At 49.6% G+C, this 15,627-nt stretch carries 11 protein-coding genes; 4 read left to right on the forward strand and 7 right to left on the reverse strand.

What is annotated here, in order from left to right; all coding sequences use genetic code 11:
• Positions 1–627: 627 nt before the first annotated feature.
• Positions 628–2,976, forward strand: a complete 2,349-nt coding sequence (locus ACO0LE_RS10250) for a putative bifunctional diguanylate cyclase/phosphodiesterase (RefSeq protein ID WP_422960271.1) — start codon at positions 628–630, stop codon at positions 2,974–2,976.
• Here ACO0LE_RS10250 and ACO0LE_RS10255 read toward each other — a convergent pair.
• Positions 2,961–3,851: a LysR substrate-binding domain-containing protein gene (locus ACO0LE_RS10255; protein WP_422960272.1), complete on the reverse strand. Its 891-nt coding sequence runs from the start codon at positions 3,849–3,851 to the stop codon at positions 2,961–2,963. The two genes, ACO0LE_RS10250 and ACO0LE_RS10255, sit on opposite strands and share 16 nt — an antisense overlap.
• 113 nt (positions 3,852–3,964) lie before the next feature.
• Positions 3,965–5,410, reverse strand: a complete 1,446-nt coding sequence (locus ACO0LE_RS10260; protein WP_422960273.1) for an FAD-binding oxidoreductase — start codon at positions 5,408–5,410, stop codon at positions 3,965–3,967.
• Positions 5,411–5,517: 107 nt separating this feature from the next.
• Here ACO0LE_RS10260 and ACO0LE_RS10265 point away from each other — a divergent pair, with 107 nt between their 5' ends.
• Complete coding sequence (locus ACO0LE_RS10265) at positions 5,518–6,069, forward strand: cob(I)yrinic acid a,c-diamide adenosyltransferase (RefSeq protein WP_422960274.1); 552 nt, start codon at positions 5,518–5,520, stop codon at positions 6,067–6,069.
• A gap of 416 nt (positions 6,070–6,485) precedes the next feature.
• Here the strand turns inward: ACO0LE_RS10265 and dxs are convergent, their stop codons facing one another.
• From dxs to ACO0LE_RS10280, 3 genes are read right to left on the reverse strand one after another with little or no spacing between them, the layout of a single operon-like run.
• Positions 6,486–8,354 carry a 1-deoxy-D-xylulose-5-phosphate synthase gene (dxs, locus tag ACO0LE_RS10270; RefSeq protein ID WP_422960275.1) on the reverse strand — a complete coding sequence of 623 codons (1,869 nt, stop codon included), beginning with the start codon at positions 8,352–8,354 and terminating at the stop codon, positions 6,486–6,488.
• Position 8,355: 1 nt separating this feature from the next.
• On the reverse strand, positions 8,356–9,258 hold the full coding sequence (locus ACO0LE_RS10275; RefSeq protein WP_422960276.1) for a polyprenyl synthetase family protein: 903 nt from the start codon (positions 9,256–9,258) through the stop codon (positions 8,356–8,358).
• On the reverse strand, positions 9,255–9,509 hold the full coding sequence (locus ACO0LE_RS10280) for an exodeoxyribonuclease VII small subunit (RefSeq protein WP_422960277.1): 255 nt from the start codon (positions 9,507–9,509) through the stop codon (positions 9,255–9,257). Before ACO0LE_RS10280 ends, ACO0LE_RS10275 begins: the two co-directional genes overlap by 4 nt.
• A 520-nt stretch (positions 9,510–10,029) precedes the next feature.
• Here ACO0LE_RS10280 and ACO0LE_RS10285 point away from each other — a divergent pair.
• Entirely contained in the window at positions 10,030–12,294 is a 2,265-nt protein-coding gene (locus ACO0LE_RS10285) for a DUF1631 family protein (protein ID WP_422960278.1), read from the forward strand.
• Between the two features lie 156 nt (positions 12,295–12,450).
• On the forward strand, positions 12,451–13,092 hold the full coding sequence (locus ACO0LE_RS10290) for a phytanoyl-CoA dioxygenase family protein (protein WP_422960279.1): 642 nt from the start codon (positions 12,451–12,453) through the stop codon (positions 13,090–13,092).
• Between the two features lie 9 nt (positions 13,093–13,101).
• Here ACO0LE_RS10290 and ACO0LE_RS10295 read toward each other — a convergent pair whose 3' ends face one another.
• Positions 13,102–14,079: a lipase secretion chaperone gene (locus ACO0LE_RS10295; protein ID WP_422960280.1), complete on the reverse strand. Its 978-nt coding sequence runs from the start codon at positions 14,077–14,079 to the stop codon at positions 13,102–13,104.
• Positions 14,080–14,155: 76 nt separating this feature from the next.
• Positions 14,156–15,088 (reverse strand): lipase family alpha/beta hydrolase, encoded by a 933-nt coding sequence (locus tag ACO0LE_RS10300; protein WP_422960281.1) that lies wholly within the window; start codon positions 15,086–15,088, stop codon positions 14,156–14,158.
• Positions 15,089–15,627 lie beyond the last annotated feature (539 nt).

Genomic DNA, 15,627 nt, shown 5'->3' on the forward strand with positions numbered 1-15,627 from the left:
GGCGACGCACAGGCTTTGTAGAGAAACGATGTTCTCAGCACAGAGCCGCGAAGGTTCAGGCGAAAAAGCAGGCTTCGTAGAGTGAGTGCTGACAAGAGGCCGTAAGCAGGACGGGCCTTATTGCATGAAATGCCTTGGAAAAGCGCATCCTGCTTGCGGATTCAAATGCGAGAACTCCTAAAAATCCTGTAATCGATTAATCCGTATTTGATGGAAACGTTTACTCCTGTTGTTGCTTCGTAGCTCCTTAACTTCGTATCTCTGTAGTGAGGGGCCTTGGTTTTTGCATCAGCTCTATCGGTGTGATTTTTCAATTGCGCGGTTTTTAGAAATTCCCTACTTGTTTATTCATCCCTTACGAATAAAAAAGATCGCATAGCTCCACTTTCTCGATAACACGGCAATGCAAGACGGCATCCGACAGATAGTGCTGGCATTTCCCAGATGTCGCTGTTAATGTTATTGCATACTATATTGATCATACTTTTGTTGATACAGGCCAAGTGATGCTTTTCAGTAAGTCGTAATTTCTTTGTCGCAGTAAGCGTAATCATGTTGGCGACGAGCTCTTGATCGGATCACTTTTTTGCGCAGAAACACCTCTCACCTCACTGATGGAGGGATAGTTTGTCGATTCTCTTGCAATGGATACGCAATCACTTCCTGATCGGTCAGTCAGGCGTGACTGACATGCAGCAATGGCGTGCGCAAGTCTTATCTGCCGTTCTGTTTGTCGCATTTGCCTTGGGTGCTGTCACGGCGATTCCCAGTATTCTCCTTGCCTTAAAACAAGGCATGCTTACCATTGTTGCGATTGATCTGCTTGCCCTTACCTGGGTCGGGATGTTGTGGCTCAAGCCACAATTACCATTTCATTTCCGTGCCTGGAATTTGCTGATACTGCTGTACCTGTTAGGCGTCTGGTTTTTGCTTACGGTCGGCTCGGTCAGTCAGATTTATTTAATGGCATTTCCTGTGATGGCGTCGTTGCTGGTCGGTTTTCGTCCTGCGGTCATCGCCTTGTGCTGGAATGCAATGTCCATGCTGTGTATCGGTTATTTTTTTAACGCGAATTTGCATATTGAAAAATACGATGACCAGCCATTTATTCAGTGGATTGTTATCACACTGAATTTTACTTTTATCAGTTCGGTGATTACGATTTCTTGCGGTGTTTTGTTGCAGCGTCTTGAACGTTCGCTGAAAGAGCAACTGGCAATCGCTACTTCGCTAAAGGTTGAGCAATCAAATTTACGTGCCGCAAATACGGCGCTGCGCTTAAATGCGGTCGCGCTAGCTCGTCTTAACGACATGGTTTTGATTATGGATGGTGGATCCGGCGAAGAGCATCAGATTGTTTTTGTGAATGATGCGTTCGAACGCAAAACCGGTTATACCCTAGGTGAAGTACTGGGCCAAACCACTAGTATCTTACACGGGCCGAACACACAATCTGCGGAATTGAACAGGATTTCTGAGGCATTTAAGTCCGGTGCATCAGTACGTGCCGAGTTGATCAAATATACCAAGTTCGGCGAAGAATTCTGGGTTGAAATGGATGTCGTTCCACTGGAGGACGATAAAGGTTCTGCAAGTCACTGGGTTGCCGTAGAACGTGATATTACGGAACGAAAAAAAGCCGAACAGCAGTTGTATCAGCTGGCTTATTTTGATGTGCTGACGGGCTTGCCAAACCGGCGCCTGTTGATGGACAGGCTCGATATCTTACTTGCCACGGCGCGACGTACGGGGTTGATCAGCGCCGTTTTGTTTATTGATCTCGATCATTTTAAATACATCAACGATGCTCGCGGTCATGCCGTCGGTGATTCGTTACTAATACACGTCACTCAACGACTAAAGTCCTTATTGCGAGAAGTTGATACGGTAGCGCGGATTGGCGGCGATGAGTTTGTGGTCGTCATTTCAAATGTCGCCAGTGACATCAGCGCTGGCGCATTAAGTGCATTGGCTGTGGCTGAAAAAATCAGAGCCGCGATTGCGGATCCCTTCGACATCGACGGACAGATATACAACTCAGGGTGTAGTATCGGCGTCACTTTGTTACCAAAGGCAGAACAAAATACGGATGACTTATTACGTGAAGCCGATACCGCAATGAATCGCGCTAAGGCTGCAGGACGGAATCAAATTGCCTTCTTTGAGGCGACCATGCAGTCTGAAGTAGAGCAGCGCCTGATTCTCACCAGAGATCTCGCAAAGGCGCTTCATGAGGGGCAACTGCATATGGTGATGCAGGCTCAGGTCAATCACGAAGGAAAACCTGAAGGTGCTGAATTACTGATGCGATGGGTGCATCCCGAACGTGGTCCGGTTTCTCCGGCTCTGTTTATTCCGATTGCAGAAGAGTCTGGCATGATTGTCCAGTTGGGCGACTGGGCATTATTGCAGGGATGCCTGGCATTGCTCCATTTGGAGCAAGCCGGGTGGCCGCTGACCTTATCGATTAATGTCAGTCCAAAGCAATTTAGGCAAGGCGATTTTGTGGATAAAGTTATCGCCGTCTTGAATGAAACCGGTGCTCCGGCAGCGCGTCTGGTGCTGGAAGTCACTGAAGGATTATTGATCCATAATCTGCAAGAAACCGTTGAGCGCATGCATGCTTTGGCGGCATTGGGTGTGCGGTTCTCGATTGATGATTTTGGTACGGGTTATTCGAGTCTTGCTTATCTGAAAAAGCTACCAATCTACGAGCTGAAAATAGATAAAAGTTTTGTTGATGATACTCCCGGTGATCCGAATGATACAGCGATTGTGCAATCGATTTTATCAATGGCCAGCCACCTCGGATTGCGTGTAGTTGCGGAGGGCGTAGAGACGCAACAGCAGGCAGATTTCCTGATCGAGAGTGGCTGTACCAGTTTGCAGGGATACCTGTATTGCCGGCCAACATCTATCAACGGGTGGCTAGAAAAAAATCCCTCCGTAGACATGCATATCTACACCGAAGATTGATACGTCTGACGCATCCAGTTAATAAACAATTGCACTTCAGGTCGGATAATCGCCTGAGCTTCGTGCACCAGATAATAGGCATGCGGCGGGGTTGCGAGCTGTGTATCGAACAGGCGCACGACGTCGCCCCGTTCTATCATTTCCTGAGCAAAATGTTGGCGGGTCAGACCGATTCCGTGACCGTGCTTGACTGCTTCCAATAGCAAGCCCAGATCGTCGACACGTAAGCCGGTGGTTGGTTCTGGCCATTCCAGTCCGGCGACTTCAAACCAGGGTTGCCAGGGTTCCAGTGCTGAGCGTAATAGCTTGGCATGCTGCAGGTCTGCCGGATGTTGAATCGCCGGAATCGTATTTAAATACGCCGGACTGGCAACGGTAAAAGACGGCTCTACAAATAATTTTTCTGTCACCAGATTAGGATATTCTCCTGCGCCAAAACGAATCTCGACATCGCTTTCTGACAGGCTCAGGTCGTATAAAGGGACGAACAAAAAAATTTCAATTTCTATGTCCGGATGCAATGCAGTAAAACCGGCCAGACGCGGCATAAACATATACCGCGCAAAAGTCGGCGGCAAAGTGACTTTGACGCGCAACTGTTTTTGCATTGCTTTGTGTGGCAATGGAAAATCTGACAAGGTCCGTAAAGCCGTACGTACCACATCAAGATAGCGGCGGCCGAATTCGGTCAGTGTGACGCTGCGACCTTCCCGGACAAACACACGCTCACATAAATGCTCTTCCAGCAGACGGATGCGATGAGACAAGGCAGAGGGAGTGATACAAAGCTCTTCTGCTGCTACCGCGAATGAGGCGTGGCGGGCAGCGGCTTCAAAGGCGGATAAAGCGTGTACTGGCGGTAAGCGTGTTGCCATTATTGGTGTCCGTAGGTCGTTAGTGTTTTAGTGTTTTTTGGTTAAATCAGTGGTTCTGTTTGCGCTTGTCTTTACAACGATAGTTATACGCATATTCGGCCTGATGTTTGAGTTCATCGTTGCGTTTCTGCCGGACATGACATATCGGCGTCCCATTGGATGATTTTGCCAGGATTCATGATGTTGTACGGATCAAAAGCCTGTTTTAAGACGCGCATCATGTCGATCGCATCCTGGCCATGCTCTTCAATCAGAAATGCCATTTTATGCATGCCCACGCCGTGCTCACCTGTACATGTGCCGTCCATGGCAAGAGCGCGTGTCACCATGCGGCTGTTGATGCCTTCCGCTTTGGCGACATCGGCCGGATCATGCGGGTCAATCATCATCAGGACGTGAAAATTACCATCTCCGACGTGACCGATAATCGAGTAAATGATGTCGTGACGTTCGCAATCGGTCTGGGTGTCGAGTATGCATTCTGCAAGGCGCGAAATCGGTACGCAGCAATCAGTTGAGATGGCACGTGCTCCCGGACGTAGCTGCAGCAGCGCGAAATAGGCATTATGCCGCGCAGCCCACAGACGCGAACGATCTTCCGGATGCGTGGCCCATTCAAAGCCGCCTGCACCGTGATTCGCCGCGATCTCTTGTACGAGTTCAGCCTGTTCCTGCACGCTGTGCTGGCTGCCATGAAATTCAAAAAGCAGTAAAGGTTTTTCCGGCAAACTGAGTTTGTCATATGCATTGATAGCACGCACACCGTTCTCATCGAGAAACTCGACGCGCGCTATCGGCACTCCCATCTGTATTGTCTGGATCACGGTGTTGACCGCATCGGCAGCGCTGGTAAAGCTGCATACCGCTGCTGAAATCGCCTCTGGTAAAGGGTAGAGCCTGACGGTGACTTCGGTGATGATGCCTAAGGTTCCTTCGCTACCGACGAACAGTCTGGTCAGGTCGTAGCCTGCGGAGGATTTTTTAGCGCGTGAGCCGGTTTGAATGATGCGGCCATCAGCGGTTACGACTGTCAGTGCCAGCACGTTTTCTCGCATGGTGCCATAGCGAACGGCGTTCGTGCCGGAGGCGCGTGTCGCTGCCATTCCGCCGATTGACGCATCGGCACCAGGGTCGATAGGAAAAAATAGACCGGTGTCTTTGATCTCGGCGTTAAGTTGTTTGCGGGTCACGCCGGCCTGAACCGTTGTGGTTAAATCTCCGGCATGGACGGCAACCATCCGGTTCATTTGCGACAGATCAATCGTGACGCCGCCGCGCAGGGCGAGGACATGTCCTTCCAGTGATGAGCCGGCACCATACGGAATCATCGGGATCTGATAATAATGGCAGAGCCGGGCAATTGCTGCGACTTCGTCTGTCGTCTGGGCATATACCACGACGTCGGGCGGCATCGGATCGTAGGAAGATTCGTCTCGTCCATGATGCTCACGCACAGCCAGCGAGGTAGTGCAGCGATCCTCAAGCAGAACCTTGAGCGCTTGCAATAATGCATCAGGCAGCGGTTTTTTAATCGATGCGAGTTTGGCGGGCTGGTTCATAGCGATGGTCCCGAATGGATTCAGTCGTCCATTATGATGCGTTCCTCAAAAAAATGCCGTATCCTGCCGACATCAAACAACGAATAAACTTCTTGCTATAGGAAATCATGGGTAACCGACTTTCAAAAATTGCGACTCGTACCGGTGATGCAGGTACTACCGGCTTAGGTGATGGCAGCCGTATTGATAAAGATGCTTTGCGTGTGCATGCGATGGGTGATGTGGATGAACTGAATTCACAGATTGGTGTATTGCTGTGTGAAGATTTGCCAGAAAAAATGCACCATGCGCTGGTATCGATTCAGCATGATTTGTTCGATATGGGTGGTGAGCTCTGTATTCCGGGTTACACCATGATCACCGAAGCCCAGGTCGAACGTCTGGATGCTTTGCTGGCGCATTACAACGCGGATCTGGAGCCGCTGCGGGATTTTATTTTGCCGGGTGGTTCGCGTGCAGCGGCGATTGCGCATGTTTGCCGCACCGTTTGCCGTCGTGCGGAGCGTGCGATTGTGAGCGTCGGTAAGGCGGAGCAAATCAATGAGCATCCGCGCCAATACATGAATCGCTTATCCGATCTTCTATTTGTTTTGTCGCGTGTCCTTAATCGCTATGCCGGTGGTAGTGATGTCCTGTGGGAAAAGGAAAGACAGCGCTGATCGCTGTGTAGGCGCAGCGTGCGTGAGGGCATATTGTAGATGCTGGATTGCTGCGCTAGCGGCTGAGGCAGGTGTCGGGATGTATGCTGCAACGCCTGACTAAATGAATGTCTAAACGAATGTTGAAATATCGTTTAAATAAGATACTCCCCATTATTTTATTTAAATATGGCTTAATCCGCATTGTGTTAAAGGTGTGTTTCAATATACTTATGGGGAGTATGTTGACAATCCATTACAGTTCCCATTGAGTCTATACACTTCCGGCACGGAATCCGCTCAAAATAAAAAGCCACGTCTGCAACAACGCAGCGTGGCTTTTTTTGTAAATATCCGGTTCAGCTTTCAGATTTTACAGCGCCTGTGCGGCGGCATGTCTGCGTGAGCTGAAGTTACTGGCGAGCTGGATTTCCTCTTTAATTGTTCACGACAAGTTTTGGTGCGTCGGGGGCAAATTTTTTGCGGATAGATGCTTCGATGCCTGGAGCATCCAGGCCACATTGCGCTAGCAGAATTACCGGATCACCGTGATCGACAAACTGATCAGGCAAGCCAAGAATTAACAGCGGTTTGCTGATACCTGCCTCGGCCATCGCCTCTGCTACTGCCGAGCCAGCGCCGCCCATCACTGTACCTTCTTCGACTGTCACGATGAACTCATGACTTGCCGCAATGCTTGCCAGCATCTCTGTATCCAATGGTTTGACGAAGCGCATATTGATGACCGTGGCATCGAGCTTGTCCGCTGCTTTCAGGCTAGGCTGAACCATGGAGCCGAATGCCAGAATCGCTATGCGCTGTCCCTGGCGACGTAACTCCGCTTTGCCGATCGGCAGGGTCGTCAATTCCGACGACATCGCTGCACCAACGCCTGCGCCGCGCGGATAGCGTATCGCTGCCGGACCGGGATGATGGAAGCCGGTTGACAGCATCTGACGGCATTCGTTTTCATCGGAGGCGGCCATGACTACCATATTCGGAATGCAGCGCAGGTAGGCCAGATCATAATTGCCCGCGTGGGTCGCACCGTCGGCACCAACTAGCCCGGCGCGGTCCAGCGCAAAGGTGACGTCGAGATTTTGCAAGGCGACGTCATGAATCAATTGATCATAAGCACGTTGCAAGAAGGTCGAATAGATCGCTACGACGGGCTTTAAACCCTCACACGCCATACCACCGGCGAACGTTACCGAGTGCTGTTCGGCGATGCCGACATCGTAATAGCGGGAGGGAAATTTTTGTTCGAACTCAACCATGCCCGAGCCTTCACGCATCGCCGGTGTAATACCAACCAGCCGCGGATCGGCGGCGGCCATATCGCATAACCAGTTGCCGAATACCTGGGTGTACGTTTGTTTGGCCGGAGCGGTTGACGGCTTGATGCCCTCGGCCGGATTGAACTTACCCGGGCCGTGATACAGAATCGGATCGGCTTCGGCAAGTTTATAACCCTGGCCTTTTTTGGTCACCACATGCAGAAATTGCGGACCTTTGAGGTTCTTCAAATTTTGCAACGTCGGTACGAGTGAATCAAGGTCATGCCCGTCGATAGGGCCGATGTAATTGAAACCGAATTCCTCAAACATCGTCGCCGGAACAATCATGCCTTTTGCGTGTTCTTCAATGCGTTTTGCCAGCTCCAGCATCGGCGGTGGCAGGACAGATTTACCCACATTACGCGCTGCCGCATAGAATTTACCCGACATCAGCCGCGCCAGATAACGGTTCAGCGCACCGACCGGCGGTGAAATCGACATGTCGTTATCGTTCAGGATGACCAGCAGATTAATATCGTCGTACACACCGGCATTGTTGAGAGCCTCAAATGCCATGCCAGCCGTCATTGAACCATCGCCGATAATCGCTACCGAATGACGGTCTTCGCCCTTGGTTTTTGCTGCGAGTGCCATGCCAAGCGCTGCCGAAATCGATGTCGACGAATGGGCAGTGCCAAAGGTGTCGTATTCACTTTCCACACGACGCGGGAAGCCAGAAATGCCGTCGAGCTGACGCAAGGTATGCATGCGATCGCGGCGACCGGTCAAGATTTTATGCGGATAAGTCTGATGGCCGACGTCCCAGACCAAGCGATCTTCTGGCGTCTGAAATACATAGTGCAGGGCAATCGTCAGTTCTACGGTACCCAGATTGGACGACAGGTGACCGCCAGTTTTGGAGACGGAATCAATCACAAAATGTCGTAGCTCATCCGCTAGCGGCTTGAGCTGGGAGCGCGAGAGTTTGCGCAAGTCGTCCGGGGAATTGATGGTATCGAGTAAATTCATATTACGCTTTCCGCTGCACAATTAGATCTGCGAGGCTGCGCAGCATGTGAGCTTTTTCTCCAAAGGGCAATAACGCTGCGTGGGCGTCTTTGCATAGTTTTTGTGCGAGTTCCTGTGAGGCGCTTAAGCCAAGCAGTGACACATACGTCGGTTTGTTGTCGGCCGCATCTTTGCCTGCGGTTTTGCCGAGTGTTGCCGAGTCTGCGGTGGCATCGAGCACGTCATCCACGACCTGAAACGCCAGGCCGATGGCGCTCGCATACGCACCTAGTGCTGCGATTTCATCGTCAGCCAAAGTTTTGCCACTCATCGCACCGAGCAAGACCGAGGCACGCAATAAGGCACCGGTTTTTAAACGATGCATCTGCTCTAATTGCTCTATCGTCAGCGCTAAGCCCACGCTGGCCAGATCGATTGCTTGGCCGCCACACATGCCGGTTGAGCCAGCGGCCTGTGCCAGCAAACGCAGCATTGCTAAACGTGTTGCCGGATCGCCTTCGCCTTCCGAGAGTACCAGAAATGCCTGAGCTTGCAATGCATCACCCACTAGCAGGGCGGTTGCTTCGTCGTATTTAACATGGACTGTAGGTTTGCCGCGGCGCAGGTCATCATCATCCATGCAGGGCATGTCGTCATGCACCAGCGAGTAAGCGTGAATCATCTCTAAGGCGCATGCCGCTCTTGCCAATAACTCCGCAGGTGCATCGAACAAGCGGCCTGCAGCAAATGCCAGTAGTGGTCGTACCCGTTTGCCGCCGTCCAGTGCCGCATACCGCATTGCCTCATGCAGTCTGGCCGGAACGACATCGCTGGCTGGCAGGAAGAATGCTAATGCTTCTTCACAATGCTGCTGGGTAGATGTCATCCACTGGCGAAAATCCTGATTTAGATCCTCATGGCTCATGAGTTGGCCTCGTCGCTGCTGTCAGCGGAAAAAGGTTTCAGCATACCGGCTTCTAAGATTTTGACTTGTTGCTCGACTTTGTCCAGCTGGCTGGCGCAGTATTTAATCAGCTCCGAACCACGTTGGTAAGCACTTACAGAAGCTTCTAGCGGCAATTCGCCAGCTTCCATTTGTGCGACCAGTTCAGAGAGTTCTGACATGGCGGCTTCAAATGATTCTGGCTGACCAGTGCCTGACGATTTTTTTGGCATATAAATAGCAGATGCGAATTAAGATTAACCCTGCATTTTAGTGCAAAGCTTGCCGATAAATGAGGATTACTATTGTTTGCCAGGGATTTTGGCAAAATTTTTGTTGCTAAGCACTTGTTACTAAGCTTCTGTTGCTAAGAACCGGCAGTGCCTGGTGATGCTGTTATGTATTTAATTTTGTACTTACCCTTGTACTAAATCTCGTCCTTACTATTGAGCTTAATTAAAATGTGAGCTGACGAGAACTGACTTTTTTGTCGCATCTGGTAACAAAATTTGTGCAAAAAAGTGACATAAATTGCGTTTCAAACATTTCCACATGGAAATTAATCACCTATAGTGCAAACAAGTTGGTTTCTTTTGCGCATTTTTGTTGGTTACATTTTAATAAAGCATTAAACTCAGTAAACTTTATTTTAAGCACTATTCGGCCCTTATTGAGTCCTCGCTAATATCGTTGTAAAGCGCTCGTAACAAGAACTATCTAAAATTAAGCAACGCCAATTGACCTAAAACCACCATGTCTGCCCAGTCGCCCGATCACCGCCCAGCTCAGAAAGCACCCCTAGCGCGTGCGGAGATGTTACGTGCGCTGATTCCCCAGGCGACTCATCTGGTAGTGGCGCAGCTAGACGCGTTTTCTGCGCGTTTGTCGAACGCATTTTTTGCCGCTTCCGAGCAGGTCAGTGATGCACGTGAAGCTAATTTAAGTTTCAACTCCGCACAATTACTGAAAAATAATGGTTATGCCTTCTATTATCTGAGCTCCGCCGGTATAGAGGCGGCGTTTCGTAAAGAATTACAAGCACTTCAGTTATCCAGCAAGCCAAAGACGCCGAGTGCCCAGGGCGCAGATGTTGCCCTGACCTTGGTGTCATATGAGGAAATGGACAATAAGCTGGCAATGGGGCGTGCCAGCCGCAGCCTGGAACTGGCGAGCGCCGAGCAACTGGCAGCGCTAAATATGCGTCTTGCCAGTGTGCTGGAAGTCGATAGTCTGAGCACGGCACAGAATCCTTTCCGGCCCGAGATTTTTTTACGCTCCCTGCATGCCGCTTGGTGTGAATTCAATCCCGATGTTGAGGCTCACCCGCTGATTTTGCCGCTGTTGCGCGCAGAAATTTTATTTGATCTGTCGCCGATCCTGCAATCGCTGAATGAGTTTCTGGTGCGTCAGGGTGTATTGCCGGATCTGCATGAATCGTATCGTATTAAAAAGACGCAAAATAACGAGAGCAATCCCGTCGAGAAAACTGACGTCAAACAAAAGCTGAAAGACATTTTCTCCCGAAAGAATCCCAACGGATCACCATCTGGACGTGCTGCCAATGACGCATCTGATCCTCAAGATGGTAATGAGCAATTTGGTCGCTTTAGTCATTCTCAATTCCACCAGCCAGAGTATGCCGATGCCCCCTCTCCGGTAACCGATACCCGTCTGTTTCATTACTTAGCTGATTTGCAAAAAGGCATGGCGTTGCGTCAGTTCGTCGCAGGCGCGCAGGATGTAATGCGCTTATCGCAAATGCGCGAGCAGATGCCGGAGTTGGCGAATAGCAGTGTAGAGAAAACGACACTCGATTTACTCTCAAAAATATTTGATACCGTTTTTCATAATCAGACTATTCCTACGCAGATCAAGGAACTGATCGGTGTGCTGCAAATACCGGTATTAAAAGCGGCCTTGATGGATAAGGAGTTCTTTTTCCAGGAAGCTCATCCGGCGCGTCGCCTGATTGACTTGCTGACGCAATACAGTGTCGCGGTAGATCAGAGCAAAGGTCACGAAGATCCTTTGTTCCAGACGATGCAACGTAATGTCAGTCGTGTACAAAACGAATTCGATCAGCAGATGACGCTGTTTGACGAGGTTGTGTCAGATCTCGAAAGTTTTGTTGCAAAAGAAGAAGAGGCCAGTACTAAGGCCTTGCATGAGCCGATTCAGCGTGCGCTCCAAAAAGAACGCATCAAGCAAGCGAACATCTCTGCGACTAACGAGGTCGCCATGCGTGTAGGCACGGGCGAAGTGGTCGCTTTTGTCGAAACCTTCCTTGAAAATCGCTGGACTAAAGTACTGACGCTTGCCTATAGCGTCCAAGAGCAAAAACCGCATGCAGTCGCAGATGCGATCAAAACGATGGATGATTTGATCTGGAGTTGCCAGCCAAAAATCACCTTGCCGCAACGTCAGGAACTGTTGAACCGGTTACCGGCAATTTTGGCACGATTGAATAAATGGTTGAGTCTGATCAAATGGGACGATGCAGACCGGGCACAATTTTTTGCCGAATTAGCCGAGTGTCATGCCTCGATTGTCAGGGCACCTCTGGAATTGTCACCAGAACGTCAGATTGAAATTGCGGTAGAAGCAGCGCAATTGGCAGCTGAACGCCGGCTCGAAAAACGTGCCCAGGCTGAGGCCCAAGCTCAAGCAGAGGCTAATGCTGCCGAGGCAGCAGAGATCGATGGTATTCCTAATACGGAGCTGGGTGAAGATGATTATGCTGAGGTGGTCGCCAATCTCGAAAGAGGTGTCTGGTTACAGCTGACCAAAAAAGATGGCAACACCAACAGGGTAAGGCTCGCATGGGTTAGTCCTATGCGCAGTTTGTTCATCTTCACAACCAACCAAAAAGAAAAATCATTTTCAGTATCTGCTCAGGAACTGGAGCAAACCTTCCGTGAGCAGCGCGCTCAAATTCTGATGCTGGATAAAGTCGTTGATCGTGCCTTGATGGAAGCGCTTGAGCAGACGCCTGAGCCAGAGACAGCGTTGAGCGAATAAAGCAGACGTCTAAGAGTCTGCAGTTATCCATTTCCCTCACTTCCCTCTTTTATAAGCTGCCAATTTCCATGAACAATCAGTTCGTTCGGTTGGTCATGTCAGTTCAAATTTTCCTTTTTTATGTTATCAAAATCATTGCTTGATCAGGGATACTGCGTGTCTGAAGTTTTGTTTGCTCTAGGTGTCATTGATGACCTTGAACATCAAATAGCTGACCTGCTTTATCAAGGTGCTGGTACTCGCCAACTACTTGAAATGCCATGGTGTGCGGACCTGGCAAAACGTATGGCACAACATGAACAGCTTGCGCCGTTACTGCCGCTTGACCCGGTTGCTGTTCAATGTACCTACTTTGAAAAATCTCTGGACCAGAATTGGTTGGTGCCATTACATCAGGATCTGAGTATTCCCGTTGCAGAAAAAGTTGATCATCCAGAATTGACAGGGTGGTCCGAGAAGGAGGGGCGTTATTTTGTCCAGCCACCTATAGCCGTGCTGGAGCAATTGGTGGCAGTGCGCTTGCATATTGACGATTGCGGGGAGGAAGACGGTGCCTTGAAAGTGGTTCCGCGTTCTCATCGGCTTGGGCGCTTGTCTGGCGCGGCAGCAAGCTCAGCGCGTGATCAGTTTGGCGAAACCACATGCTCTGTACCGAAAGGTGCGGCACTTATAATGAGGCCGCTGGTCTTGCATGCGTCCTCCAAGGCGACTGGATTGAGTAAAAGACGGATACTCCATTTTTTGTATGGCCCAGCATCCCTGTCACACGGATTACGCTGGCACCATGTCATGCGGTGATACCAATATTCACTCGTAAGCGGCCAGACGCTTTTGTTCATTGCTATCAAACATTTGGTTTCTGATTTGCTGGAGCGCTGCGATTTGTTCTGCTGCAGGTTTATTCGCAGCGTTGCTTAAGATTCTGCTGCGTTCAGTCAGATAGTTGGCAATACGGGTTTTCCATTGTGCATCTTCCCTGTCCAGTTCTGCCAGCCGGGCAGCCGCTTCCGGTGTCGTGGCTGCGGCGCGCATGCGGTAAACCTCGTCGTCGCTGGCACCTTGTGCGCGCATTTTTACGACGTTTTCCTCTAATCGAATTACCTGATATGGCGCTTCTTTTTCGGCACGTAAACTGGCTGGCATAGCAGCATCAAGAGTTTGCAATTTTTGTTTTTTTTGTGCATCGCTCAAACTCTGGTCGTCGCTGATGTCCATACGTGCAATCGCATCGGTATCGTAAGCGTCGTCGAACGCAAAAAAAGCCTGATTTTCCTTTTCGCTAAAATAGCGCTGACGGGTTTGCTGCATGATCGCAAGCCGCGCTTTGATGGCGCTAGTTGCAGAATTCATTCCTTGAGTAGGGTTGGTTGATGGAGTTTTTTTTTCTATGTCGGCTAATTCCCGTTTGTAATCGAGATAGCGACCTAATAAATTTTTGGCCTGAGTCGCGGCATGTTGACTCAGCTTCGCATCCAGTTCTTTTTCTATCTCCGTGCGAATCGCATCGAGAGATTTTTCACCTACAGCGGCCAGGTAATAGTCAAACAAGCGGCGCAAGGCATTATCTACAATCAATGTACCGCCATCGGCCTGTCGGATCTGTCCATCTGGTACTGTGCCCTCCATTGATCGTACGAAAGCAAAAGGATCTTTGCCGGATAGTGCCTCGCCGGAGTTCTCATTGTGTTGAGAGGCTGATGAGGCAAAAAAAACAGCGGCAACCAGTACCGCTGCGCCTAACACGATGATTCCTGCAAATACTGCAGAACGTTTTTTGATAGTCATGAGATTCTTAAGGAAATCGTGATGATTTGTTTTTGCTTTATTAACGTTGATCCGGTTTGATTTTGTCCGGATCTAATTACAGTCCTTGATTCTTCAGGCGATTTGCATGCTGGCGGTAAATCGTTACTGGATTGGTTTCAAAGATATTGACCAGTCCTACTGTCTGATTGACTTCATCAAGATGATTCATTGCATAATCATCACGGATGACTTTGCCCAGATGCGCCGAGCAACTTGCGACGAGGCCGTCATTTTTTGCACCGCCAAATGCTAGCGACGTTAATGCGAGAGCTGGGTCGATAATGTCCAGTACATTTGTATAAGCTTGTGCGCCACTCCATGAGAAATACGACACACCATTTACCTGATATGCCCCCTCACCGCAACTGCTGGTTGGAATGCCTTCCGGGTGCACTACATTGAATTTCAGTGAGCCTGCGGTGCTCAGTGACTTTGCTGCTGCCAGCGAATCCTGAGTTAAGCCTTTGCCGCCTGAGAGGAAGTTAATCACGGTTGCCAGGCCATTCGTGATCGATACAATGACTGCGTTTGACAACGAACCATCCGGTGCAATACCCAGCAACAGGTCGGCAACTATAGAGCCGCGATTGACGCCGCCTACGGATGTCACAGATGCGATCAGATCGGGGCGTACTGAGGCGACGTAGCGAGCCGTCGGACCGCCATGACTGTGTCCGATCAGATTGACTTTTGTTTTGCCGGTGACCGCGATGATTTGTTTCACTTGCGTCAGCAATTGCTCTCCACGAACTTCCGTGCTGTTCGCTGCGGAGACTTGTGTTGCATAAACTTTGGCGCCATCGGAGCGCAGGGCTGCCGGAATGCCGTACCAATATTCAACTGGACCGATATTGTCGAATCCAAACAGACCATGTGCCAGCACGATAGGATATTTTGTTTCCGTATAGCCGGTGGCCCATGAAGGTGCGGGTAGCACCGTCAAAGCAATCAGTAAAGCACAGATTTTTTTTACGAAGGATTTGTTCATTTGTTTGTCTCTTAAATTATTTTTTTCACATAGCCAAAATGAAGCAGGACCGCGTCGTGTCCTTTACTGTGCCTCCTTTCTTTGTTAGTTGTGATACGAACTTTTGGCGCATGTATCGACCAAGTTTCACCAATGTGTCGTGCTCTCCACACTGTTTTTATTGGTTATTCTTGTCGTTACAAAACAGCAAAAAACGCACTACGAGATAGATAGCTATTCCAAAGAAATTGAACTACCAAAACTGCCTATCTACGCATTCGCAGACTTTGAAGTCACTCAGGCTAGGTTTTGCCTATTTCATAAGCAAGCTGCGATGCAGCAAAAATAGTGGCCGCTGTGCACTGCAGCATCCTTAGCACTGAGAGGGAAATCCCCATGAGGCAAGCTTGCCTCATGGGGAGAATTTGAGAAAATGTCACGGCGCATGACAGACAAGTCGATGCGATCAAAAAAATTAGACGAAAATGACTAAAAATGCATTTGCGTTAATTTTGAGACAAATATGTCGGTAGCCGACAACAGTTAGTAAGTAAAAATTT

The organism is Undibacterium sp. Xuan67W (assembly GCF_049340165.1).
Lineage (GTDB): Bacteria > Pseudomonadota > Gammaproteobacteria > Burkholderiales > Burkholderiaceae_D > Undibacterium.

Bases quoted from the DNA above. Each gene is read 5' to 3' on its own strand.
- ACO0LE_RS10255 (WP_422960272.1), bottom strand. From the start codon at position 3,851: ATGGCAACACGCTTACCGCCAGTACACGCTTTATCCGCCTTTGAAGCC.
- ACO0LE_RS10260 (WP_422960273.1), bottom strand. From the start codon at position 5,410: ATGAACCAGCCCGCCAAACTCGCATCGATTAAAAAACCGCTGCCTGAT.
- ACO0LE_RS10265 (WP_422960274.1), top strand. From the start codon at position 5,518: ATGGGTAACCGACTTTCAAAAATTGCGACTCGTACCGGTGATGCAGGT.
- dxs (WP_422960275.1), bottom strand. From the start codon at position 8,354: ATGAATTTACTCGATACCATCAATTCCCCGGACGACTTGCGCAAACTC.
- ACO0LE_RS10275 (WP_422960276.1), bottom strand. From the start codon at position 9,258: ATGAGCCATGAGGATCTAAATCAGGATTTTCGCCAGTGGATGACATCT.
- ACO0LE_RS10280 (WP_422960277.1), bottom strand. From the start codon at position 9,509: ATGCCAAAAAAATCGTCAGGCACTGGTCAGCCAGAATCATTTGAAGCC.
- ACO0LE_RS10285 (WP_422960278.1), top strand. From the start codon at position 10,030: ATGTCTGCCCAGTCGCCCGATCACCGCCCAGCTCAGAAAGCACCCCTA.
- ACO0LE_RS10295 (WP_422960280.1), bottom strand. From the start codon at position 14,079: ATGACTATCAAAAAACGTTCTGCAGTATTTGCAGGAATCATCGTGTTA.
- ACO0LE_RS10300 (WP_422960281.1), bottom strand. From the start codon at position 15,088: ATGAACAAATCCTTCGTAAAAAAAATCTGTGCTTTACTGATTGCTTTG.